Annotated in this window: 23 protein-coding genes; 19 read left to right on the top strand and 4 right to left on the bottom strand. The window is 63.9% G+C overall.

Going from position 1 to position 22915, the window contains the following annotated elements; translation table 11 throughout:
- Positions 1-277: 277 nt before the first annotated feature.
- Positions 278-475 (top strand): hypothetical protein, encoded by a 198-nt coding sequence (locus tag A3AS_RS0101645; RefSeq protein WP_018315862.1) that lies wholly within the window; start codon positions 278-280, stop codon positions 473-475.
- 74 nt (positions 476-549) lie between these two features.
- Here the strand turns inward: A3AS_RS0101645 and A3AS_RS0101640 are convergent, their stop codons facing one another.
- The 3 genes from A3AS_RS0101640 to A3AS_RS0101630 form a co-directional block, all read right to left on the bottom strand.
- A complete protein-coding gene (locus A3AS_RS0101640; RefSeq protein ID WP_018315861.1) occupies positions 550-774 on the bottom strand; it encodes a hypothetical protein in 225 nt (74 codons plus the stop codon).
- 55 nt (positions 775-829) lie between these two features.
- Complete coding sequence (locus A3AS_RS0101635) at positions 830-1072, bottom strand: hypothetical protein (protein WP_018315860.1); 243 nt, start codon at positions 1070-1072, stop codon at positions 830-832.
- Between the two features lie 199 nt (positions 1073-1271).
- On the bottom strand, positions 1272-1481 hold the full coding sequence (locus A3AS_RS0101630; RefSeq protein ID WP_026201564.1) for a cold-shock protein: 210 nt from the start codon (positions 1479-1481) through the stop codon (positions 1272-1274).
- 345 nt (positions 1482-1826) lie between these two features.
- On the opposite strand from A3AS_RS0101630, the gene A3AS_RS0101625 reads away from it, so the two are divergent.
- The gene (locus A3AS_RS0101625) at positions 1827-2516 is read left to right on the top strand and encodes a hypothetical protein (protein ID WP_018315858.1); all 690 of its coding nucleotides are present in this window, start codon (positions 1827-1829) and stop codon (positions 2514-2516) included.
- A gap of 132 nt (positions 2517-2648) precedes the next feature.
- Complete coding sequence (locus A3AS_RS0101620; protein WP_018315857.1) at positions 2649-3092, top strand: SRPBCC family protein; 444 nt, start codon at positions 2649-2651, stop codon at positions 3090-3092.
- 230 nt (positions 3093-3322) lie between these two features.
- Here the strand turns inward: A3AS_RS0101620 and A3AS_RS0101615 are convergent, their stop codons facing one another.
- A complete protein-coding gene (locus A3AS_RS0101615) occupies positions 3323-4654 on the bottom strand; it encodes an Hsp70 family protein (RefSeq protein ID WP_026201563.1) in 1332 nt (443 codons plus the stop codon).
- Positions 4655-5052: 398 nt separating this feature from the next.
- On the opposite strand from A3AS_RS0101615, the gene A3AS_RS48110 reads away from it, so the two are divergent.
- From A3AS_RS48110 to A3AS_RS0101535, 16 genes are all read left to right on the top strand, one after another.
- Positions 5053-5190, top strand: coding sequence for a hypothetical protein (locus A3AS_RS48110; protein WP_018315855.1), 138 nt, complete (start codon positions 5053-5055; stop codon positions 5188-5190).
- A 456-nt stretch (positions 5191-5646) separates the two neighbouring features.
- A complete protein-coding gene (locus tag A3AS_RS0101605) occupies positions 5647-6651 on the top strand; it encodes a tripartite tricarboxylate transporter substrate binding protein (protein ID WP_018315854.1) in 1005 nt (334 codons plus the stop codon).
- Between the two features lie 84 nt (positions 6652-6735).
- Entirely contained in the window at positions 6736-7233 is a 498-nt protein-coding gene (locus A3AS_RS0101600) for a tripartite tricarboxylate transporter TctB family protein (RefSeq protein ID WP_026201562.1), read from the top strand.
- Between the two features lie 42 nt (positions 7234-7275).
- Positions 7276-8775, top strand: coding sequence for a tripartite tricarboxylate transporter permease (locus A3AS_RS0101595; protein WP_018315852.1), 1500 nt, complete (start codon positions 7276-7278; stop codon positions 8773-8775).
- 406 nt (positions 8776-9181) lie between these two features.
- Positions 9182-10471 carry an oxalate/formate MFS antiporter gene (gene oxlT, locus A3AS_RS0101590; protein WP_026201561.1) on the top strand — a complete coding sequence of 430 codons (1290 nt, stop codon included), beginning with the start codon at positions 9182-9184 and terminating at the stop codon, positions 10469-10471.
- A 262-nt stretch (positions 10472-10733) separates the two neighbouring features.
- Positions 10734-12068 (top strand): oxalate/formate MFS antiporter, encoded by a 1335-nt coding sequence (oxlT, locus tag A3AS_RS0101585; protein ID WP_018315850.1) that lies wholly within the window; start codon positions 10734-10736, stop codon positions 12066-12068.
- Positions 12069-12245: 177 nt separating this feature from the next.
- A complete protein-coding gene (locus tag A3AS_RS0101580) occupies positions 12246-12674 on the top strand; it encodes a CBS domain-containing protein (protein WP_018315849.1) in 429 nt (142 codons plus the stop codon).
- Between the two features lie 98 nt (positions 12675-12772).
- A complete protein-coding gene (locus A3AS_RS0101575; RefSeq protein ID WP_018315848.1) occupies positions 12773-13792 on the top strand; it encodes a 2-dehydropantoate 2-reductase in 1020 nt (339 codons plus the stop codon).
- Positions 13793-13803: 11 nt separating this feature from the next.
- Complete coding sequence (locus tag A3AS_RS0101570; RefSeq protein ID WP_049814768.1) at positions 13804-14577, top strand: fumarylacetoacetate hydrolase family protein; 774 nt, start codon at positions 13804-13806, stop codon at positions 14575-14577.
- A gap of 736 nt (positions 14578-15313) precedes the next feature.
- Entirely contained in the window at positions 15314-15619 is a 306-nt protein-coding gene (locus A3AS_RS48845; RefSeq protein WP_245283124.1) for a hypothetical protein, read from the top strand.
- On the top strand, positions 15616-16719 hold the full coding sequence (locus A3AS_RS0101560) for a hypothetical protein (protein ID WP_245283123.1): 1104 nt from the start codon (positions 15616-15618) through the stop codon (positions 16717-16719). Before A3AS_RS48845 ends, A3AS_RS0101560 begins: the two co-directional genes overlap by 4 nt.
- A 188-nt stretch (positions 16720-16907) precedes the next feature.
- On the top strand, positions 16908-17105 hold the full coding sequence (locus A3AS_RS0101555) for a hypothetical protein (RefSeq protein WP_018315845.1): 198 nt from the start codon (positions 16908-16910) through the stop codon (positions 17103-17105).
- Between the two features lie 47 nt (positions 17106-17152).
- Entirely contained in the window at positions 17153-17803 is a 651-nt protein-coding gene (locus tag A3AS_RS0101550) for a hypothetical protein (protein WP_018315844.1), read from the top strand.
- Positions 17804-19133: 1330 nt separating this feature from the next.
- Positions 19134-20129: a nitronate monooxygenase family protein gene (locus tag A3AS_RS0101545; RefSeq protein WP_018315843.1), complete on the top strand. Its 996-nt coding sequence runs from the start codon at positions 19134-19136 to the stop codon at positions 20127-20129.
- 25 nt (positions 20130-20154) lie between these two features.
- Complete coding sequence (locus A3AS_RS0101540; protein WP_018315842.1) at positions 20155-21126, top strand: zinc-binding dehydrogenase; 972 nt, start codon at positions 20155-20157, stop codon at positions 21124-21126.
- A 206-nt stretch (positions 21127-21332) separates the two neighbouring features.
- Positions 21333-22706 carry a cation-efflux pump gene (locus A3AS_RS0101535; protein WP_018315841.1) on the top strand — a complete coding sequence of 458 codons (1374 nt, stop codon included), beginning with the start codon at positions 21333-21335 and terminating at the stop codon, positions 22704-22706.
- The last annotated feature ends 209 nt before the right edge of the window (positions 22707-22915 follow it).

Here is a 22915-nt window from a genome sequence, read left to right as displayed (position 1 = left end):
ACCTATCAGTGAACGACGAAAGGCCGCCGGTTTCGGCGGCCTTTTTGTTTCGGACCGAAGGAACTGAACCACACGCCGGCCGTTACTCCTTCGACCGGCATGCTCTCAGAAGTGCGAACGTGCCGCCTCCACGGCGAGTGACCAAACCTCGCGCCAAACCGCCCAACACTGAAGGATTGTCCACCCTCCCGTTCAGAGGGTGACTAATCCGCTCGCAAGCGGGTGGCGTCGCGTTCGGCGCTCGCGGGCCACGCCCATTGATCGAAGTGAGGTCGAAATGTTGAGAGATCAATCCTCTGATCGGGCCAGGCGTGAAGCCAACAAGGCGTTCAAGCCTGTCAAGACGCAGAAGCCCATGACTGACTATGCCAAGCACCAGCACTCCCTCAACGAGAACCGCGAGCGGCTCAAAGCAGAGCGATTGGCCCGCGAGGCAAAGTCGAAAGAGCTGCTCGAAAAAGGCTTGCCCGAATAGGAAGCGCCCCGTCGCTGGTTACGATCTGACATCCGGCCGGTTGAAAGCCGCCGAAATCGGCGCCGGATAGCCACCTAGAGCATCGAGAGAACGACGATGCCGTCTTCGAGCTCCCCGGACGCCAGCCGGGTTCGCGCGATGCGCTCGAACTCGGTGCGGTGCTTCTGAAGATAGCTGAAAGCCTGTTTCTGCGTTTGGAACGTGGTCGCGAGCCGGCACATCTGCCGGCCTGCGCCAAGCGCCAGGAAAAAGGTGATTGTGCCACCGCCGTCCGACTTGGCTCTAGGCACGACCCGCACTCTTCGGCATGTGACCGGTCCTTCCAGATTTCGTCGGCGGCGCTGCTGAAGTCGACTATTGCGGCGGCTTCTTCTTGCGCTTCGTCGGGGTTGGTGCCGGTAACGATGCGCGAAGAGTTGCATCGGCCGCTTCCTTGGCTTCGCGCAGTTCGCGAAGCCTTGCCATGTTCTTGCGAACGTCCACCGCCTGCTTTTCGGCATCCGCCATCGCGCGTGCTCCTTCCTCGGCCGCCAGGCGCTGGCGGTTGGAACGCGCGATGCCTTCGGGTGACGGTTCTGCCGATTTCCTGGCGCTCATCCTTCACCCTGCTCCGAATAGACAAAACCCGCTCAATCCTTACGATCGAGCGGGCAGCGTAACCGTTTCAGTACATCCGTGAAACGGTACCAAAGCGCGATGCGATCACGATGAACCGTCATCGCGCTTCTAGATTGTTGTCTAACATGATCCCTTCGGAAAACCGCTGCGCAGTTTTCCGGATCATGCTTTAGCGAGCTCAAGCCAGCGAGAGATTCTCAGCGCTGACTTTGCCCCGCATCTTGTCGGTCTTGGCCTCGAAGTTGACCTTTTGGCCTTCAGCGAGACCCGCAAGACCAGCCCGCTCGACCGCGCTGATGTGAACGAACACATCGTTGCCGCCGTCGTCGGGCTGAATGAATCCAAAGCCCTTCTGGCCGTTGAACCACTTCACGGTACCTGTCGTCATTTTCTTCTCCAAAGCGCGCAAGCGCACATTCCGCGTGACGCTCACGCAGAACCAATTCAATTCGTCGATGTCTATGGAAAAGGAGCCCGCGGGCGCATTCAACAAGGCACAGCGGCTGAACGAACGAATTCAGGGTATACCCCACCATCCCCACTTGCAAGGCTTGGCCAAGCTTAATTGCACCAGGGACCTCGGCGGAACAGTCCCAGGTTTGAGGCGACTACGCGGAGCCTCCCTCTGGCGAAACGGATTGGGTTTGAACGAGGAACGGCTGCGGAATTGTGGCTTCCGTTGACGCGGCGTAGACATTCGGGCTGATCTTGCTGCTCAGGATGGGAGGTCACCATGTCACTACTGGGCAAGGCCGCCGTCGCGATGTGGTGGAGCGTTCGCCCCGAGCAGCGCACCGAGTTCGGCGACTGGCATTCGCATGAACACTTCCAGGAGCGGATGAGCATTCCCGGCTTCCGGCGCGGGTCGCGCTGGACCAGCACGACGGACGCCGAAGGTTTCTTCGTGCTCTACGAGCTCGAACAATACGAGGTCCTCACGTCGAAGGGATATCTCGACCGGCTCAACGCGCCAACGCCGTGGTCGACCAGGATGATGCCGCATCATCTCGGCATGGTCCGCAGCCAATGCCGGATCGTCGCGAGCTCTGGCGGAGGTGTCGCGACCTCGCTTGCCACCATCAGGCTGTCGCCGGAAACCGGACGGGATGCGCAATTGCAGACGCGCCTGTCGGAAACGCTCAGCGCATTGGCGCTGCAGCCGGGGCTGACAGGCGCCCACCTCCTCTTCACCGACACGCCTCGCACGAGCGCGCCCACGACTGAACAACAGATCCGCGGCAAGGACGGCGCTGCCGACTGGATCGTGCTGCTCTCAGGCTACGATGCCGATGTGGTTGAGGCTGTGATCGCCAGCCCGCTTTCGCCAGGATCGCTTGGCGATCTCGGCGCACAGAACAATGCGACGATCGGCCGCTACAGGCTGGCATTCACGATGACGCCACAGGATGTCACAGCGATCTAGCAACCCGGCCAGAAGGACCGCCGACAAAAAAACGAGATGCCATGTCGGATCGGCGCCTTCCCGGTCGTCCTCGTGACATGAATGGGCCATAGACGCCAATCTCGGGCCCATCAATCACTGAGGATAACAACCATGCCCAGCACGATCCACCTGCATCGCGTTCTCGCCACCAGCCCGCAAAAAGTCTATCGCGCTTTCCTGGAGGCCGATGCGATGGCGAAATGGCTGCCGCCGAACGGCTTCACCTGCACCGTGCATCATTTCGAGCCCAAGGTCGGCGGCACGTTCAAGATGTCGTTCCGGAATTTCACGACGGGCAACAGCCATTCGTTCGGCGGCGAATATGTCGAGCTCGTGCCCGGCGAACGCCTTCGCTACACTGACAGGTTCGACGATCCCAACCTGCCCGGCGAAATTCAGGTCACCGTGATCCTGAAGAAGGTCTCGGTCGGCACCGAAGTGGACATCACGCAGGCCGGCATCCCCGACGTCATCCCGCCGGAGGCCTGCTATCTCGGCTGGCAGGAATCCCTGCGCAATCTGGCGAAGCTGGTCGAGCCGGAGATCAATCAGTAGCGACGGCCTTGACGTCGTAGGGTGGGCAAAGGCGCAACTGCGCCGTGCCCACGATCTTCCGACACAGCGACAGACGCGTGGGCACGCTTCGCTCTGCCCACCCTACGGCACTGGTCGAGCCGATGCGCCGTTCTACCCACGCCGTCATTGCGAGCGTAGCGAAGCAATCCAGAGTGTTTCCGCGGAGGGATTCTGGATTGCTTTGCTGCGCTCGCAATGACGGAGAATCGTTAAGCTCCCGCCTTCGCCTCGAGCCCGCCGCCGGCGGTCCAGCGGTCCGGGTCGGAACTGTGTCCGATCAAGGCGAGCCCATAGGCGATCGACTCGAACTGGTCGCCCGACGTCAGCCGTTCGTTGCCGAACCGCTCGGCGAATAGTTTTCGGACTGCCGGTACGAAGGACGTGCCGCCGGTCAAGAACACCTTCTCGATCTCGCGCGCGGTGATGCCGGCTTCGGCCAGCACCTTGTCGACGGTGGCCCCGAGCCGGGCGATGTCGTCGGCAATCCAGGATTCGAAATTCTTCCGCGTGATGGCCGCGCCGATGTCGACGCCGCCGCCCTTGAAGCGGAAATCCACCTCGTCCTGCGCCGACAGCGCGACCTTTGCGTCGGACACCGCGCGGTATAGCGAAAAGCCGAGGTCGAGATCGACGATGGTGATGAAATCCTCGAGCAGCTTCGGCTTCAGCGCGGTGCGCGCAAGCTCCCTGAGCTCGCGCAGATCGCCGTTGCTCTTCATCATCGCCAGTTGATGCCAGCGCGCGAGGTTGGTGTAATGGCCGCTGGGGATCGGCAGCACCTTGTCGAACGAGCGGAAGCTGGAGCCCTTGCCGAGCCGCGGCGAGACGACGTGGTCGACGATCCGGTAATCGAACGTGTCGCCGGCGATGCCGACGCCGGCGTGGCCGAGTGGCTCGGCGCGAAGGCTGCCGCCCGCGCGCGAGAAGCGCATCACGGAGAAATCGCTGGTGCCGCCGCCAAAATCCGCCACCAGCACGGTGGCATCGTGCTCCAGCCTTCGGGCAAAGGAGAACGCCGCGCCCACGGGCTCGTAGACGTAGCGCGCATGGCCGGCGCCCAGGCGCTCGAACGCGGCGCGGTAGCGCTGCATCGCCAGCTCTTCATCGGGATTGCCGCCGGCGAAGCGCACCGGGCGGCCGACCGTGATGGTCGAGGTCTCGAAGCCGAACCTGTCGCCGCCATGGCGCGCCAACGTCCGCAGGAACGCCGCCAGAATATCCTCGAACTTGAAGCGCTGCCGGAACACTTGCGTGGTGTTGAAGCTGCTGCTCGCCGCAAACGTCTTGAACGATTGCAGGAAGCGGTAGACGTGGCGTCCTTCGAGGAATTGCTCGATCGCCCAGGGGCCGCCTTCGGCCTGGGCACCGGCGCCCGGCCGGTCCTCCCAGAAGCACAAAGCCGATACATAGACGCTATGGCGCTGTCCGCCGTGGTCGAAGCGGATGGCCTCGACCCGGCGGTCGTCCGCGGCAAGGGCGACGACCGTATTGCTGGTCCCAAAATCGATGCCGATCGAGACGGCGGGCGAGGCGCTCGACATGAACCACTCTGACAGATGATTGGAAGGGGGCAGACCACTAGCGACTTTGACCTGCCCTGCCAAGCCTTGCCCCGCCAAGAAAGCCCTTGCCCTGCAAAGCCCTCGGCCATTGAGGCTCGCGTCAGGTTCGCGCCGGAGGGCACCGTTTTCCGCTTCAATCGTCTGAATTTGCCTCTGATCGGTGTGCTTTCGGCGTCCGAAGATGGCGTCTAAGACGGAAAAGCCTCTTTTGGTGGGCCTTTTAAGCCCGAACCGGCCGGATTAACCCGGCATTATGCTGCAATGCGGGACTTTGTATGCTGCTATGCAAACAAGCGCATAGACAGTGGCATCTGGTATACATAGTTTCATCCCCAGACGAGACGCCAAGACTGATCGTCTCAAGAAAGGGAATTCCAATGTCCAAGACCGCTTCCGTCGCTTTCGCCCCCTCCTCCTCGCTGTTCAGCCGCTTTATGGCTGCGGTCGATCGTTTCCTGATGGCGAGCGCCGCGATCTCGAACCACAACGGCGACCTGCCGCGTTTCGGCCTGTAAGAAAGGCCTTTCTCGCGCAGCCGAAACGGCGCGCGGCCGGCAATCGCAGGCGCTACGTTTGATAATGGCCCCCTCGTCGGGGCCATTTTCTTTTGGTCCCGCTTCGCCCGCGAACACAACTGCGACGATTGGTCCGCCGATCTGGCCAGCTGTCCAATTGTGAGCCAGCTGGTATCTCGCATACCATTCGACAACCAAAAACGATTGCACGACCAAGGTGCTAGATGGGGATGCAGAGCGCGGGACAGGAACGGCCAAGGACATGGCACGTTTGCCAATCATGGCGGAGCCTTAGCCCAAAGGAGCGGATGTCGCGCCTTGTCCCCGCTCATAAACTTCTGGTTGGTGAGGCTGCAATGGGAGATCGACCGCAAAGGTGACCCCAAGCGTGTGAATCCGGATGGGCTGACGCGAGCCGGCAAAGAACGGCCGCGTTTCGACAGGGAGTGAAACGAGATGAAGTCATTCGTTCTGAATGTCGCTTTGGCGGCAATGGCGATGTCGTGCGCAGGCAGCACCGCAAGTTTTGCGGCCTGGGAGCCGGTTCGTCCGGTCGAGTTCATCGTGCCCGCGGGCACCGGTGGCGGCGCCGATCAGATGGCACGAACCATCCAGGGCATCGTCACCAAGCATAATCTCATGAAGCAGCCGCTGGTCGTCATCAACAAGGCCGGCGGTGCAGGCGGCGAAGGCTTTCTCGACGTGAAGACGTCGTCGGGCAATCCGCACAAGATCATCATCACGCTCTCGAACTTGTTCACGACACCGCTGGCAACGGGGATTCCGTTCAACTGGAAGGATTTGACTCCGGTCGCGATGCTGGCGCTGGATGAATTCGTGCTCTGGGTGAATGCCGAAAAGCCGTACACTAGCGTCAAGGATTATGTCGACGCCGCGAAGAAGGCACCAAGCGGCTCGTTCAAGATGGGCGGCACCGGCTCGAAGCAGGAAGACCAGATCATTACGGTCGGCATCGAGAAGGCGATCGACGCGAAGTTCACCTACATCCCCTACAAGGGCGGCGGCGAGGTCGCGGTTCAGCTCGTCGGCAATCACGTCGATTCCACCGTCAACAATCCGATCGAGGCGGTCGCGCAATGGCGCGGCGGCAAGCTCCGTCCGCTCTGCGTCTTCGACGCCCAGCCGATGGCCTATGACGAGCCGATCGCCGAGGGCAAGGCCTGGAAGGATATTCCGACCTGCAAGTCGCAGGGCCTCGCGATGGAATATCTCATGCTGCGCGGCATCTTCATGTCGCCCAAGGCCACCAAGGATCAGGTCGAGTATTACGTCGAGCTGTTCAAGAAGGTTCGCGCCACGCCGGAATGGCAGGATTTCATGAAGAGCGGCGCCTTCAACACGACCTTCCTGACCGGGGCCGACTACGCCAAGTGGGTCGAGGCGGAGGAGAAGCGGCACGAGGGCTTGATGAAGGAAGCCGGTTTCCTCGCATCGAATTGAGCCACGGCATCGATGACGGCCGAGGATGCTGTCGTCCTCAGGCCGTCGGCGAATGCGACGACTGCATTTCTGCGCGGAGGTCTCATGACTGAACGATCCGGATCCGAATCTGGCCCGGCACACAAGACGATGGAAATCGGCATGGCGCTGTTGATCGGCGCCTTTGGTCTCGTCGTTATCTTCGGCAGCCTGAAGGCCGGCATCAACTGGGGCGCGGAGGGTCCGCGAGCCGGGTTCTTCCCCTTCTATATCGGCGCCGCAATCGTCGGCGCCAGCGCCATCAACCTGTGGCACGCGCGACGCGACGACGACGGCCGCCTGTTCGCGGAATGGGGACAGCTTCGCCAGGTCATGAGCGTCGTCGTACCCACCGCGATCTATGTCGGCTCGATGCCGTTCATCGGCCTCTACATTGCCTCGATGGTCTTCATCGCCTGGTTCATGCGCTGGCTCGGTGGCTATCGCTGGCTGACGGTCATCGCGGTGGCGGTCGGCATGCCGGTGGTGACCTATCTCGTTTTCGAGCGCTGGTTCCTGGTCCCGCTTCCCAAGGGGCCGTTCGAGGAATGGCTCGGTCTGTAAGGGCCACGCATTCATTCAATTGCTGCTGCAGGACGTATCGATATGGAAGAGTTGGCCAATCTATTTCACGGCTTCGCGGTCGCCCTGCAGCCCTATAATATCATGCTGATGATCATCGGCATCACGCTCGGGGTCATCATCGGCGTGCTGCCGGGGCTCGGGGGCGCCAACGGCGTGGCGATCCTGCTTCCCCTGACCTTCAGCATGCCGCCGACATCGGCGATCATCATGCTGTCATGCATCTACTGGGGCGCCTTGTTCGGCGGCGCCATCACCTCGATCCTGTTCAACATCCCCGGCGAGCCATGGTCGGTGGCGACCACCTTCGACGGCTATCCGATGGCGCAGCAGGGCAAGCCCGGCGAAGCCCTGACCGCCGCCTTCACCTCTTCCTTCGTCGGCGCACTGTTTGCCGTCATCATGATCACGCTGGTCGCGCCGCTGGTCGCGGGCTTTGCGCTGCGATTTGGTCCGGCGGAGAAGTTCGCAGTGTACTTCCTCGCCTTCTGCAGCTTCGTCGGCCTCAGCAAGGAGCCGCCTTTCAAGACCATCGCGGCGATGATGATGGGCTTCGCGCTCGCGGCGGTCGGCCTCGATTCGATCACCGGGCAATTGCGGCTGACCTTCGGCGTCACCGAGCTGCTCAACGGTTTCGACTTCCTGATCGCCGTGATCGGCCTGTTCGGGATCGGCGAGATCCTGCTGACCATGGAGGAAGGGCTCGCCTTCCGCGGCGGCAATGCCAGCATCAACCTTCGCGTCGTGCTTCAGACCTGGCGCGAGCTGCCCACCTACTGGATGACCTCGCTGCGCTCCTGCCTGATCGGCTGCTGGATGGGCGTCACGCCCGCCGGAGCGACGCCGGCCTCCTTCATGAGCTACGGCATCGCCAAGCGCCTGGCGCGGCGCGGCAACAATTTCGGCAAGGGCGAGATCGAAGGCGTGATCGCGCCGGAGACGGCCGCGCATGCGGCGGGCACCTCGGCGCTGCTGCCGATGCTGTCGCTCGGCGTGCCCGGCTCGCCGACGGCTGCCGTGCTGCTCGGCGGCCTCCTGATCTGGGGCCTGCAGCCGGGCCCGATGCTGTTCGTGGAGCAGAAGGAATTCGTCTGGGGACTGATCGCCTCGATGTATCTCGGCAATCTCGCCGGCCTCATCGTCGTGCTCACCTGCGTGCCGCTCTTCGCCGCGATCCTGCGCGTACCGTTCGGCATCATCGCCCCGCTGATCCTGGTGCTGTGCGCGATCGGCGCCTATTCGGTGCACAACAGCACCTTCGACGTGATGCTGATGCTGGTGTTCGGCGTGCTCGGCTATCTCCTGAAGAAATGCAACTACCCGCTCGCACCTCTCGTGCTCGCCATCGTGCTCGGCGACAAGGCGGAGGAAGCCTTCCGCCAATCGCTGCTGGGATCGCAGGGCTCGCTCGGGGTGTTCTTCTCCAACGGCCTCGTCAGCACCATCATGGCGCTCGGTCTGATCGCCCTGTTCTGGTCCGCGATCCAGGAAGGCTACAGCCGGCTGCGCATGTCGATGGCGTGAGGCGGGCGCCGGCGCAATCGGCGTCGGCGGCCGCCGTTGAACCCGGCCATGCGGCCAAACTTCTGGAATACAGAATTCCACGACTGAGCAGTCACGCCACAGCCGCGCACCGATGTGCGAGGGGGCCGCGCGCTCGACCGACCCAGAAGCTGAAAATTGTGGATGCGTAGGTTCCCACCAGCTGCTTGCGGCTTCGCCGCAACGGGGAAGACTTCTCACGAAATCAATGCGTTGATCACAGGCCGAAAGCGAATTGGGCTTTACAATCGCCCAGCCATGGCGCATGTGATAAAGCCGCGATATTTCGCCGCACCCTCCAGTCCTTCGCTTGAATCTTGGCATAATGAATACCAGGATGCGACCAGCGCACGCATAAAAATGATCGGCGCCTTCGGGAGGGTTTTTTATGACAGACATGGTGCAGTCAACAGCGGCCCCAAGCGTCGCGCGCGTCAGCGACGCCTATCGCTGGACGCAGTTGGCAGTTGGCGTCGCCGCGATGGTGATGATCGCCAATTATCAGTACGGCTGGACGTTCTTCGTCCCTGACATCCAGAAGAAGTTCGGCTGGGATCGCGCGTCGATCCAATGGGCCTTTACGCTCTTCGTCCTGTTCGAGACCTGGCTGGTCCCGGTCGAAGGATGGTTCGTCGACAAATACGGTCCGCGCATCGTCGTGCTGGTCGGCGGCGTGCTCTGCGCCATCGGCTGGGCGATCAACGCCCAGGCCACTTCGCTCAACGGCTACTACCTCGGCATGATCATCGCCGGCATCGGCGCCGGCGGCGTCTACGGCACCTGCGTCGGCAACGCGCTGAAGTGGTTTCCGGACAAGCGCGGTCTTGCCGCGGGCATCACCGCCGCGGGCTTCGGTGCGGGCTCCGCGCTCACCGTCGCGCCGATCCAGGCCATGATCAAGGACAGTGGATTCCAGACCACCTTCCTCTATTTCGGCCTCGGACAGGGCATCATCATCTGCATCCTCGCCTTCTTCCTGCTCGCGCCGAAAGCAGGCCAGGTGCCGACCGTGGTGGCCAATGCCAACTTGCTGCAGACCCGGCGCAACTACCAGCCGACCGAGGTGCTGCGTCAGCCGATCTTCTGGCTGATGTATTTCATGTTCGTGATCGTCGGCGCCGGCGGCTTGATGGTGACGGCCAACCTGAAGCCCATCGCGGCCGACTGGAAGGTCGACAACGTGCCGGTCACGCTGATGGCGGTGACGATGACAGCAGTGACGTTCGCGGCCACCATCGACCGCGTGCTCAACGGCCTGACGCGTCCGTTCTTCGGCTGGATCTCCGACATGATCGGCCGCGAGAACACGATGTTCATCGCCTTCGGCATGGAAGGTTTCGGCATCTGGATGCTCTACCTCTGGGGCCACGATCCGATCTGGTTCGTGCTGCTCTCGGGCTTCGTGTTCTTCGCCTGGGGTGAGATCTACTCGCTGTTCCCCTCGACCTGCACCGACACGTTCGGCGCCAAGTTCGCGACCACCAATGCCGGCCTGCTCTACACCGCGAAGGGCACCGCCGCGCTGCTGGTCCCGATCGGCAACTACATGCAGCAATCGTCCGGCACGTGGGACAGCGTGTTCATCATCGCGGCCGGCGCCAACATCCTGGCTTCGCTGCTGGCGATCGCGGTGCTCAAGCCCTGGCGCAAGGTCGTGGTGGCCAAATCGACCATCTGACACGCTCCATCACAGCTCTTCATCAAGCAGACGCCCGGCCTCACGGCCGGGCGTTTTCGTTTTGGCGACGTTCTTGCAGCGCCGTTCCCCTCCAATGGAACCGCAGATTTGTGAACAATCCGCCGCAGTTAGGTCTTGCATTCTGGAATATGGTATACCAAGCTCTGTGCCGCGCTTGCGACGATAAGCCACAACATTTGCGACACTGGGTCATCTTGCCATCCAAAGTCGCGATCAATCAGGCGCGTTGGGAGGTTTCTTGATGATTTCCAGCACGGACGGCGCCGTCACGGCCGCGCCTCTTCGCACCGGTTTCCGTTGGCTCCAGCTCGTCATGGGCATCGTCTGCATGGCGATGATCGCCAATTTGCAATATGGCTGGACGCTGTTCGTCGATCCGATCGATGCGGCCCACCACTGGGGACGCGCCGCGATCCAGCTCGCCTTCACCGTCTTCGTCGTCACCGAGACCTGGCTGGTGCCGATCGAGGCCTGGTTCGTCGACAAATACGGCCCGCGCATCGTCGTCATGTTCGGCGGCGTGATGATCGCGCTGTCCTGGATTCTCAATTCCTATGCCGACAGTCTCACCCTGCTCTACGCGGCCGCGATCATCGGCGGCATGGGCGCGGGCGCGGTGTACGGCACCTGCGTCGGCAACGCGCTGAAATGGTTTCCCGACCGCCGCGGCCTTGCCGCCGGCGCGACCGCCGCCGGCTTCGGCGCCGGCGCCGCGCTCACCATCGTGCCGATCGCGACGATGATCGCATCGAGCGGCTATCAGCACGCCTTCTTCACCTTCGGCATCGGCCAGGGCGTGATCGTGTTCGTGCTCGCCTTCTTCATCCAGCCGCCGCGGCTCTCGATCCCGCCGAAGAAGAAGCAGCTCAACCTGCCGCAGACCAAGATCGACTTCACCCCGCCGCAGGTGCTGCGCAGCCCTATTTTCTGGGTGATGTATCTCGTCTTCGTCATGGTCGCATCCGGCGGCCTGATGACAGCGGCGCAGATCGGCCCCATCGCGCACGACTTCAAGATCGCCGACACCCCGGTCACGCTGGCCGGCTTCCAGATGGCGGCACTGACCTTCGCGATCTCGCTCGACCGCATCCTCGACGGTTTCGGACGCCCCTTCTTCGGCTGGGTCTCCGACACGATCGGCCGCGAGCACACCATGTTCATCGCCTTCGGCACGGCGGCGCTGATGCTGCTGACGCTGTCGGCTTACGGCCATGTCCCGGTCGTGTTCGTGCTCGCGACCGCGGTGTATTTCGGCGTGTTCGGCGAGATCTACTCGCTGTTCCCCGCGACCTGCGGCGACACCTTCGGCTCGAAATTCGCGACCACCAACAACGGCATGCTCTACACCGCGAAGGGCACCGCCTCCCTGCTCGTCCCGCTCGCCAGCGTGATCTCGGCGACCTACGGCTGGAAGGCCGTGTTCGTGGTCGCCGTCGCCCTGAACGCGACGGCGGCGCTGACGGCGCTGTTCGTGATCAAGCCGATGCGCCGCTCCTTCATCCTCGGCAAGGAAGTCGAGAGCGCGAACACCGCAACCGGCAGCGCCAAGACCACTGCAAAGACCGAGACGGCGTAGCCGCCACTTACATTGCAGGGATCGACCAAGGGGCGCAGCGATGCGCCCCTTTTCTTTTTCGCGCACGGCAAACGTCAGTATTACTGTCGCAAGATTTTTCGGATCGCCCAAACCAGCGCTTGACGATTGGCATTATGTATACCACACTTCTCGCAACATTCACCCAGGGAGGTTGCAATGCTGGTCGGAGACATTCTGCGCAAGAAGACGCCGCGCGTTGTCACGGTGCGGATGAACGAAACGGTGGGTATCGCCGCCAAGCTGATGCGCGCCAACAACATCAGCGCTCTCGTGGTCAAGGACGTGGTCCGCTCGGAGGGTAATACCGCCGTCGGCATGTTCACCGAGCGCGACGTGGTGCGCGCCGTCGCCGAGCACGGCGCGAATGCCGTCAACGTCAAGGTCTCGCAGCTCGTCTCGGTGCAGCAGCTGGTGTCCTGCAGCTCCAGCGATACGATCGAGCAGGTCCGGCATCTGATGAATCGGCATCATATCCGCCATTTGCCTGTTATCGACGATTACAGCCTCGTCTCCGTCATCAGCATGCGCGACATCGCAGCTGCCATGGACGAGGCCATCAACGGCAAGCCGCAAGCGGCAGCCTGAAGCGACGCACTCTTCCCCTGTGACTACCGGCCGGCTCGGACGCGTTCGAGCCGGACCGGATCTTTCGTCCCAAAATTCCGGTCTCCCGCGAGGATTTCATGAAGATCTGCATCTACGGCGCCGGCGCAATCGGCGGATATCTCGGGGTTCAGCTTGCGCGCGCAGGCGCCGATGTCAGCCTCATCGCGCGCGGCGCGCACCTTGCCGCAATGCGCGAGCGCGGCCTGACGCTGCTCGCGGGCGAGGAGAAGCACACCGTGCATCCGCGCTGCACCGACGATCCCGCCGAGCTCGGCGTGCAGGACTACATCATCATCACGCTGAAGGCCCATTCCATCACCGGCGTGATCGAGAAGATGCAGCCGCTGCTCGGGCCGCACACCCGCATCGTCACCGCCGTCAACGGCATCCCCTATTGGTACTTCTACAAACACGGCGGCCAATACGAGAATTCGACGCTGGAGAGCATCGACCCCGGCGGGCGGCAGTGGCGCGAAATCGGCGCCGAGCGCGCCATCGGCTGCATCGTCTATCCCGCCACCGAGATCGAGGCGCCCGGCGTGATCCGCCACGTCTACGGCAACAACTTCCCGCTCGGCGAGCCCTCCGGCGAGATCACCAGCGACGCGCAGCGCCTCGCCGATCTGTTCGTCGCGGCCGGGCTGAAGGCGCCGGTGCTCGACCGCATCCGCGACGAGATCTGGCTCAAGCTGTGGGGCAATGTCTGCTTCAACCCGATCAGCGCGCTGACCCATGCAACGCTCGACGTGATCTGCACCGATCCGTCTACCCGTGCGCTGTCGCGCGCAATCATGGTGGAGACACAAGCGATCGCCGAGACCTTCGGTGTCAAATTCCGCGTCGACGTCGAGCGCCGCATCGAGGGTGCCCGCAAGGTCGGCGCGCACAAGACCTCGATGCTGCAAGATCTCGAGCGCGGCCGCCCGATGGAGATCGACCCGCTGGTCACCGTGGTGCAGGAGATGGGCCGCCTCACCGGCATCGCGACGCCCGCGCTCGATTCGGTGCTGGCGATGGTGACCCAGCGCGCCCGCATCGCCGGCCTCTATGACGGCGTCTCGACGCCGTCAGATCCCCGCGCACTGGCGGTGGCGTGATGGCGGGCGAGATGAAGCAGTGGCTGCGCTTCCGGAATAATGGCGCGACCGGTTTCGGCACGCTGACGCCATCGGGCATCAGCGTGCACGAGGGCGAGATGTTCGGCCGCAACACCGCCACCGGCAAGATCCTGGCACTGTCGGAGGTCGAGCTGCTGGCGCCTTGCGCGCCCAGCAAGATCGTCGCGCTCTGGAATAATTTCCACGCGCTCGCCGCCAAGCTGAACCAGCCCGAGCCGCCGGAGCCGCTTTATCTGCTCAAGGCCACCACCACCATCACGACGCCGGGCGCCGTGATCCGCCGTCCCTCCTATTACGACGGCAAGACCACCTATGAAGGCGAGCTCGGCATCGTCATCGGCAAGACCTGCGCGCGTGTCTCCCCCAGCGAAGCCAACAGCTTCATCTTCGGCTATACCTGCGTCAACGACATCACCGCCAACGACATCCTGACCAGCGACCCTACCTTCCCGCAATGGGCCCGCGCCAAGGGCATCGACGATTACGGCCCGTTCGGTCCCGTCATCGCAACCGGCCTCGATCCGGCCAAGCTGACCGTCCGCACCATCCTCAACGGCGCGGAGCGGCAAAACTACCCGATCTCCGACATGATCTTCTCGGCGCAGCAGCTGGTCAGCAAGATCTCCCACGACATGACCCTGCTCCCCGGCGACCTCATCGCCGTCGGCACCTCGGTCGGCGTCGGCGTGATGAAGGAGCCGGTCAACACCGTCACCGTCGCGATCGACGGCATCGGCGAGCTCACGAACGAGTTTCGGCTGTAGCTGCAGACGCAGTGCCGTAGCCCGGATGAGCGCAGCGACATCCGGGACGGCTCTTCGCTTGGTCCCGCATGCGCTACGCTCGTGCGGGCTACTCACTTATTCTCGCTGCAGCGCGGCAAAATTGATCCGGCGCAAATCGCACCGGCACGGCCGCCTTATCCTTCCCGGGCAATCCATTTCTGACGCCAGGGAGGACGCCATGACGAATGCAGGTAATGCACTTTTGTGGACGGCTCTGTACTTTGCTCTCGCGTTCGGTGCGATCTTCGCGGTCTGGTTCGCCGACAAGATGCGCTCGAACTTCCTCGGGAAATGATAGCGCGCACGGCGCCGCAGTCCGGATGAGCCAAGCGACATCCGGGACGATTCTTCGCATGGTCTCCCATGTCGCTCCGCTCATGCGGGCTACTAATGCTGCTCGCTCCGTCATGGCCGGGTTTGTTGTTTAGAGTCCGGGGACATGGCTGACACCTGTTCGGACACATCACTGACTAGGTTGGTCGGGCCTTCGCCGCGCCGAAGCGGCTTCGGCCGCGCAGGCGGGACAAGCCCGGGCATGACGCGTGTGTGGGGAACGTCTGTCCGGGAAAACCCGGCACTCCCCGCGCCGCCTCCACCCATAGGCCCAACGCAACCAGCCGTGGATCACGCCGCCCGAAACAGCCTACAAGCCTCTCCGCCCCTTGCGCCCGGTTCCGCTCTTGGCAATCATGGCGAACGGCGTGAGGAATTCACGATGTGGCTGTTTTTCCTGGTTGCCTGGTTCGGCCTGTTGGCCATCGTCGCGGTCTTCGCCCAGCAGGCGCTCGGTCACGACTTCAGTCACCTGCCCGCCTGGTTCGCGAGCCTGCCGGTGCCGCAACGCGTCGCGACCGGAGTCTTCCCCGCCCTCGCTTTGGCCCTGATCGGCGCTTCAGCCTGGCGGCTGTCGCGCCAGGACCGCAGCCTGAAGACGCTGCGTGACCGGCTCAAGAAAACCCGCGAGGACGTCGTCGTCGCCCACGCCCTGCAAACCATCTCGACGCCACCGTCCAGCATTTGATCGAGAGCGACCCGAGGGAGGCGGTCTCCGCGCTCCACGACAAGCTGGGCGAGACCGAGCAGCGCGCGCTGCTCCAGCAGGGGCGCAACCAATCCACCGACATGCACGACCAGCTCGCCGAAATCCGCAGTCGCCAGCAGCACCTGCGCGACATGGTCGGCAAAATCGCCGAGCAGCGCCGCGCGGTCGAGCCGATCTTCACCGAGATCCGCGACCGCCAGAATCAGCTCGAACGCTCCCTGCACGATCTCGAGACCGACGATCGCAAGAACAACCTTGCCGACCGGCAAAGGGACATCGCGCGCGACGTGGCGGCGCTTCTAGGACGGGTGAACAGCGTCCAGGAGACATTTGCGACCCTCAACCAGTACAAGGAGGATCTGGCCAAATCCCACGCGGAGCTGGTGCCGCTGCGGTCAACCGACGCCGGCATCAACGCCCTGATCGGCGAGCTCAGCCTCGGCCACGAGCGCCTTGCCAAGACCATCGACGAGCTCGAGACCGGCGGCGAGACGCCGCTTCCCACGCGCGTCGAGACGCTGTCGAAGAACAAGATCGAGATCGAGCAGCGCCTCGCCCGCATCGACGACAGCTTCAACATTCTCAAAAGCATCCGGCTCGACTTCGAAGAGCTCGGCCAGCGCCAGGCCCAGCTCGAACGCTCGCTCGCCGACGTCGAGACCGACCCCGACGGCAAGACCCTTGCCGACCGGCAGAACGCGCTGAACGATTTCGTCCTGCAGTCGCGCCAGCGCCTCGGCGCCCTGCAGGAGACGCTGGCGACGCTGAACGCCTTCAAGGCGGAGCTGTCGAAATCGCAGGCCGACCTCGTCCCGCTGAAGGCGCCGGTGTTCGGCATCGAGGCCCTGATCGCGGAGGTCGGCAGCACCCGCGACCTCCTCGCCAAAACCGTCGGCGAGATCGAGGCGAACGGCGACGTCACCCTCGCCTCGCGCGTCGACGCGCTCACCAAGAGCAAGCGCGAGGTCGAAGACCGCCTCGCCCGCATCTTCGACAATTTCAACGCGCTCGATGCCTTGCGCAAGGACATCGGCGGCATCTTCTCGACGATCAGGAATAGCCTCAACCGGATCGGGTGAGTTGCCGCGTAGGACTGACAGCAGCACTCCGAAACATCCAGACACATCACATCTGTGCGCGTCAGAGATATGCCGCCAACATGTCCCGCGCGCGCCGCAACTTGGTCGCATTCGGCCGCCCTTCTGTGAGGCGTGTCTGGGGGGCACGGCACTGCCGTGTTTGGACCAAACCTTCTAGGGGTATCGCTGTGAAGAAGATTGTAATTGCTCTGGGTGCCACGCTTGCTCTGGTGACGGCTGCGAACGCTGCGGATCTGCCGCGCCGCCAGCCCGTGCCGGTCTATCCGGCCGAGCAGGCGCCGATCGGCAAGATGCCGATTGGCAAGAGCCCGGTTGGAAAGGCCCCGATCGGCAAGGCGCCCGGCCCGGTCGCTGCGCGTTACTGAAACGCAAGCAAGACTAGCGTAAGCGGCCGACAGTCGAGGGGCACAGCGTGACGAACAAACCTGATCGATCGGGACCCTGCATCCTTGCGGGGTTCGCCCTCGCGGCCATGATCGCGTGTACGACGCCCTCGGCCTCGGCCCACGAAGCGAACAAGCGCGTTGCCGATGCCAACGCGCTTGCCACGACCGGCTCCACATCGCGGCCTCAGCCGCAAGCGGCGCGGCGCTCCGTCGCGCGTGTGGAGAAAGGTCCCTATTACGTCGACTTCCGCGCCCGCACGGCCGCGAGCTGGGGCCACGCCTTCGTCTGGTACGGCAAGACCAGCGAGAAGGCGGTCGAGGTCGCAGGCCTCACGCCCGCCGGCGACACGCTGGCTTACGTGCTCGGCCACATCACCTTCGTGCCGTCGGAGACCGGTGCAAGCTACGGCGATCTCGATCCGGAATATCTGACCGCGAGCTACCGGGTCTATCTGAACGAGGCCGACGCCAAGCGCGTGTTCGCCTACATCAAGAAACTGCAGGCGAGCTCGCCGGTCTGGAACGCCGAGACCACCAACTGCACCGGCTTCATCGGCGACATCGCCGAGTTCATGGGCCTGAAGGTCCCGTATCGCTGGCAGCGCCCGGAAAACTTCGTCAACAGCCTCAAGGACATGAACGGCGGCCGACAGATGGTGCGGCTGTCGGCGGAGTAGCTGCCCTGTAGCGGCGGCCTCGTAGCCCGGATGGAGCGAAAGCGAAATCCGGGACCGCCTTCGCTCGTCGCATGGGCCCCGGATTGCGCTACGCTCCATCCGGGCTACGAACCGCCGCCGTCACCTCCGGCGTCATTGCGAGGCAAGCCCTTGCGACGAAGCAATCCAGAGTGTTTCCGCGGAGGGATTCTGGATTGCTTCCGCCTTCGCCAAAGGCTTCGGCGGACAAGTCGCTGCGCTCGCAATGACGGTGGTTGACGCAGCGGTGCGCATAGCGCTCCGGCACGTTCGGAGCACCCTCGCCCGTCGGGCAAAACACCCTGCCAATTTCTCTACTCCGCCTGTCAAGCCCGCCCGCCAAAATATTCCACTTTACCGAAATTCGGATTTGTCGTACACACAAGCCACCCTGGCCCGAGACAAGGGGCGGATCGCGATCGTCACGAACCGCGGGCCGGGGTGCGATGGACGCGACGGCGTCGGGCGCGAGCAGCATTGCAGGGCGGGAAACCGTGAGCAAAGCGCTTCGCGCATACGACCCGGCGCCGACAGCGTCTTCGCATGGCTTCGGGCGTGAGCACGCGCCAGCACTCGAAGCGACATGCGAAGACGTGCGCGGACGGTCAAGTCGTGTGGTCCTGACGCCCGGGGTCTGTGCGTCAAGTCCTGCGGTGATGTGGCGGCCAACCGGTGCGCGCATCAGTCATCCGCAAGGCGACGGGGGCAATAGTGCATCGCTCCCCGGGGAGAGCACGAAGTACGCCGTAAACCATCGCGCAGGGGAAGGCCGGGCGTTCGGCTCACCTGTGGTCCACCCCGTGTGCATCTTTTTCGCGCACGGACTTACGGGTGCCAGCCGGCGCCCGGCCTTCCCTGCGCCCTTGTCTTTCATGAGGGCAACGCGACGAAGCAAAACTCGGGCGCAGATGCCGCGAGAGCGCGAAGGTGTGTCTGCGATGAGCACAAACTGCTTATTGCCGCGGGTCCAAATCTATGATCGTCACCCTGAGGTGCGCGCTCGGGGGCGCATCGCGCCACTGAGCAAGCCTCGAAGGGCGACAGCCCGGCTTTCGCAGCGTGGCCGTTCATCCTTCGAGGCTTGCTGCACCTTGCTTCGCACCGTGCAGCTCGCACCTCCAGCGACAGCCGCTTCGCGGTTGCGCGGGGATGACGGAACAAAATTATCCGCCCCGCGGAATCATCCCCACCGCCCGCATGATCGCCCCGCCCCCACCGCACGCCCGCGCAATAGACATTTCCCGACCCGGGCGGCATCCTTGCGCCATCAACCGACAACAGAGCCTGCGGGCCATATCAGGGGAAACACATCATGTTGCAGACACGGTTCACGAAACTCGTCGGCGTCGAGCACCCGATCGTCCAGGGCGGCATGCAATGGGTCGGCCGCGCCGAGCTGGTCGCGGCGGTCGCCAATGCCGGCGCGCTCGGCTTCATCACGGCGCTGACCCAGCCGACGCCGGAGGATCTAACCAAGGAGATCGCGCGTTGCCGCGACCTCACCGACAAGCCGTTCGGCGTCAACCTCACCATCCTGCCCGCGATCAAGCCGCCGCCTTATGCCGAATACCGCGCCGCCATCATCGAGGCCGGGATCAAGGTGGTCGAGACCGCCGGCAACAAGCCGCAGGAGCACGTCGACGAGTTCAGAAAGCACGGCGTCAAGGTCGTGCACAAATGCACCAGCGTCCGCCACGCGCTCTCGGCCGAACGCATGGGCGTTGACGCCATCTCGATCGACGGCTTCGAATGCGCCGGCCATCCCGGCGAGGATGACACGCCCGGCCTGATCCTGATCCCCGCCGCCGCCAACAGGATCAAGATCCCGATGATCGCCTCGGGCGGCTTTGCCGACGCCCGCGGCCTCGTCGCCGCGCTGGCGCTGGGCGCCGACGGCATCAACATGGGCACGCGCTTCATGGCGACCAGGGAAAGCCCGATCCACCAGCTCATCAAGGAGAAAATCGTCGCCAATGACGAGCGCGAGACCGAGCTGATCTTCCGCACCATGCGCAACACCTCGCGCGTCGCCAAGAACGAGATCTCGACCAAGGTCGTCGCCATGGAGAAGGAAGGCGCCAAGTTCGAGGACATCCGCGAGCTCGTCGCCGGTGCCCGCGGCAAGATGGTCTATGCGACCGGGAATTCCGACGAAGGCATCTGGTCGGCCGGACAGGTGCAGGGCCTGATCCAGGACATTCCGACCTGCGCCGAGCTCATCTCCCGCATCGCGCGCGAGGCGGAAGCGATCATTCGCAGCCGGCTGGAGGGCATGATCGTTCAGCCGCAACGCGAAGCCGCCGAATAATCACCGCAAGAAGCGAGAGCAATCCATGAAGGCTTACGTCTACGGCCCTGAGGGCGCTAGGATTTCCGACGTCGCTCAACCAAAACCGAAGGGCACGCAGGTGCTGGTGCGCGTCCGCGCCTGCGGGCTCAACCGCGCCGACACCGGTATGCGCAAGGGGCACGCCCACGGCGCGGCCGGCGGCGCCGGCACCGTGCTCGGCATGGAATGGGCCGGCGAGGTCGCCGAGCTCGGACCGGATGCCAAGGGCGTGAAGATCGGCGACCGCATCATGGGCTCGGGCGGCGCTGCGTTTGCCGAGTACACACTGGCCGATCACGGCCGGTTGTTCCGCGCGCCGTCGAACATGAACTTCGAGGAAGCCGCCACCCTGCCCGTCGCGCTCGCGACCATGCACAACGCCGTCGTCACCGTCGGTGGCGTGCAGGCGGGCCAGAGCGTGCTGATCCAGGGCGCCAGCTCCGGTGTCGGCCTGATGGCGATGCAGATTGCAAAACTCAAGGGCGCAAAGCTCGTGATCGGCTCGTCGACCGACGCCACGCGCCGCGGCCGGCTGAAGGAGCACGGCGCCGACCTCGCCGTCGACAGCTCCGATCCGAAATGGGTCGACGAGGTGCTGAAGGCGACGAACGGTGAAGGCGTCGACCTCATCGTTGACCAGGTCTCGGGCAAGGTCGCAAGCCAGAACCTTGCGGCGACCAAAGTGAAGGGCCGCATCGTCAATGTCGGCCGGCTCGGCGGCACCCATGCCGATTTCAACTTCGACCTGCACGCCGCGCGCCGCATCGACTATGTCGGCGTCACCTTCCGCACCCGCACCATCGTGGAGGTCCGCGAGATCTTCGAGGAGGTCAGGAAGGACATCTGGGGCGCGGTGGAATCGCGAAAACTGCAGCTGCCGATCGACCGGGTGTTCGCATTCGACGACATCGACCAGGCGTTCGAGCACATGGAGGCGAACAAGCATCTGGGGAAGATCGTGGTGACGGTGCCGTAGAGCGCCGACAGCGGTCCCGTAGGGTGGCAAAGCGAAGCGTGCCCACGATCGGTATCCATCACGGACGAATGGTGGGCACGGCGCCAACGCGCCTTTGCCCACCCTAGGAGGCCGGAGCAAGACGCGGATCGCTCCTGCAAATCACTAGCGACAACAGCTGTGGATCGCCGCTTGATGTTCACCCCCGGGCTGCTAAATCCCCCGCCATGACCTCCCAGCACAACAAAACCTCGGTCGCCGCGATCTCGATCTTCGCCAGCGGCGGCATGGCGGCGGCCAAGTTCGTGGTCGGCATCGCGATCGGCTCGCTCGCGCTGATCTCCGAGGCGCTGCACTCCTCGATCGACCTGGTCGCGACCATCATCACCTGGGCGGTGGTGCGGGTGTCGGACAAGCCGGCCGACGAGGAGCACCATTACGGCCACGGCAAGCTGGAGAGCGTTTCGGCACTCGGTGTTACCGCCCTGCTCTACGTGCTCGCCGGGGGCATCCTGGTTGAGGCCTACAGCCGGCTGCGCGAGGGAACCCCGCCGCCCACCATTTCTGCCGTGCCCTTCGTCGTGCTGGTGATCGACATCGTCGTCAATCTCTGGCGCGCTCGCGCCCTGCATCGCGCCGCGCGCGAGACCAGGAGCCAGGCGCTCGCCGCCGACGCGCTGCATTTCGCCTCCGACGTGATGGGCTCGTTCGCCGTGATCATCGGCCTGATCCTCGCCGCCCTCGGCTTCTGGTGGGGCGACGCCGCGGCGGCCGCCGCGGTCGCCGTGATGATCGCAGCGCTCGGCCTGCGCATGGCCGGCTCGACCGTGCAGACGCTGGTCGACCGCGCCCCGGAGGGCGCGCAGGAGAAGGCTACGGCCGCGATCCGAAGCGTCCCGGGCGTGATCGACGTGGAGCGGCTGCGGGTGCGCATGGTCGGGGCGACCACGTTCATCGACACCATCGTCAAGGTGCCGCGGACCTATCCGATCGACCGCGTCGAGGACATCAAGCACAACGCGCAAGCCGCCGTCGCCAAGGCGTTCGGCGACACCGACCTCTCCTTCACCGCCGTTCCCGTCGCACGCGACAACGAGACCGTGCGCGACCGCATCATGGTGATCGCGCGCAATTCGGGCCTCGCCGTCCACCACGTCACGGTGCACGATCTCGGCGCCAAGCTGATCGTCAGCATCGACCTCGAGGTCGACGCCGGGATGCAGTTAGAGGCCGCCCACGACGTCGCCAACACGCTGGAGCGCAACATCCAGGAGGAGTTCGGCGAGGACGTCGAGGTCGACGTCCACATCGAGCCGCTGGAACCGGAACTGCCGTTCGGGGTCGATGCCGCGCCGGAACGCGTCCAGGCCATCGCCGCCGCGCTGACCGAATATGCCGCTGGCGGCGAGATCCACGACATCCATAATGTGCGCGTCCGCAACACCGACGCCGGCGAGATCGTCAATTTCCACTGCCGCGCCGCGCCGTCGATGAGCGTGATCAAGGTGCACGAGCACGTCGACGCCATCGAGCGCGCGCTGCGGCGCGCGTTCCCGAGCGTGAAGCGCGTGATCAGCCACGCCGAACCGCCGCGTGCGTGACGGAGAGCGTGCGAGGAGTCACACGTTCTCGTTTCGGACTCCTCGCGCCCGTGCGTTTGCGGACGCGCGATGCGCAAACTGCGCGTGGGATAAGAATAATTTCGCGTTAACGATTCATTGACTCTCGACACCCCGCGAAAACTGGATTCAAATCGCTGTGATTCGGAAGCGATGTGGGGCTGCCTCCGAACTTCAGTTGCAAGCTAGGT

The organism is Bradyrhizobium sp. WSM2793 (assembly GCF_000379585.1).
Classification (GTDB): Bacteria; Pseudomonadota; Alphaproteobacteria; order Rhizobiales; family Xanthobacteraceae; genus Bradyrhizobium.
The sequence above is the reverse complement of the archived record's forward strand: the minus strand, read 5'-3'. Positions and strand labels throughout refer to the sequence as shown.

What these genes read in the sequence shown, in the direction of transcription:
- A3AS_RS0101645 (WP_018315862.1), top strand. Translation starts at nt 278, where the DNA reads ATGTTGAGAGATCAATCCTCTGATCGGGCCAGGCGTGAAGCCAACAAG.
- A3AS_RS0101635 (WP_018315860.1), bottom strand. Translation starts at nt 1,072, where the DNA reads ATGAGCGCCAGGAAATCGGCAGAACCGTCACCCGAAGGCATCGCGCGT.
- A3AS_RS0101630 (WP_026201564.1), bottom strand. Translation starts at nt 1,481, where the DNA reads ATGACGACAGGTACCGTGAAGTGGTTCAACGGCCAGAAGGGCTTTGGA.
- A3AS_RS0101625 (WP_018315858.1), top strand. Translation starts at nt 1,827, where the DNA reads ATGTCACTACTGGGCAAGGCCGCCGTCGCGATGTGGTGGAGCGTTCGC.
- A3AS_RS0101620 (WP_018315857.1), top strand. Translation starts at nt 2,649, where the DNA reads ATGCCCAGCACGATCCACCTGCATCGCGTTCTCGCCACCAGCCCGCAA.
- A3AS_RS0101615 (WP_026201563.1), bottom strand. Translation starts at nt 4,654, where the DNA reads ATGTCGAGCGCCTCGCCCGCCGTCTCGATCGGCATCGATTTTGGGACC.
- A3AS_RS48110 (WP_018315855.1), top strand. Translation starts at nt 5,053, where the DNA reads ATGTCCAAGACCGCTTCCGTCGCTTTCGCCCCCTCCTCCTCGCTGTTC.
- A3AS_RS0101605 (WP_018315854.1), top strand. Translation starts at nt 5,647, where the DNA reads ATGAAGTCATTCGTTCTGAATGTCGCTTTGGCGGCAATGGCGATGTCG.
- A3AS_RS0101600 (WP_026201562.1), top strand. Translation starts at nt 6,736, where the DNA reads ATGACTGAACGATCCGGATCCGAATCTGGCCCGGCACACAAGACGATG.
- A3AS_RS0101595 (WP_018315852.1), top strand. Translation starts at nt 7,276, where the DNA reads ATGGAAGAGTTGGCCAATCTATTTCACGGCTTCGCGGTCGCCCTGCAG.
- oxlT (WP_026201561.1), top strand. Translation starts at nt 9,182, where the DNA reads ATGACAGACATGGTGCAGTCAACAGCGGCCCCAAGCGTCGCGCGCGTC.
- oxlT (WP_018315850.1), top strand. Translation starts at nt 10,734, where the DNA reads ATGATTTCCAGCACGGACGGCGCCGTCACGGCCGCGCCTCTTCGCACC.
- A3AS_RS0101580 (WP_018315849.1), top strand. Translation starts at nt 12,246, where the DNA reads ATGCTGGTCGGAGACATTCTGCGCAAGAAGACGCCGCGCGTTGTCACG.
- A3AS_RS0101575 (WP_018315848.1), top strand. Translation starts at nt 12,773, where the DNA reads ATGAAGATCTGCATCTACGGCGCCGGCGCAATCGGCGGATATCTCGGG.
- A3AS_RS0101570 (WP_049814768.1), top strand. Translation starts at nt 13,804, where the DNA reads ATGAAGCAGTGGCTGCGCTTCCGGAATAATGGCGCGACCGGTTTCGGC.
- A3AS_RS48845 (WP_245283124.1), top strand. Translation starts at nt 15,314, where the DNA reads ATGTGGCTGTTTTTCCTGGTTGCCTGGTTCGGCCTGTTGGCCATCGTC.
- A3AS_RS0101545 (WP_018315843.1), top strand. Translation starts at nt 19,134, where the DNA reads ATGTTGCAGACACGGTTCACGAAACTCGTCGGCGTCGAGCACCCGATC.
- A3AS_RS0101540 (WP_018315842.1), top strand. Translation starts at nt 20,155, where the DNA reads ATGAAGGCTTACGTCTACGGCCCTGAGGGCGCTAGGATTTCCGACGTC.
- A3AS_RS0101535 (WP_018315841.1), top strand. Translation starts at nt 21,333, where the DNA reads ATGACCTCCCAGCACAACAAAACCTCGGTCGCCGCGATCTCGATCTTC.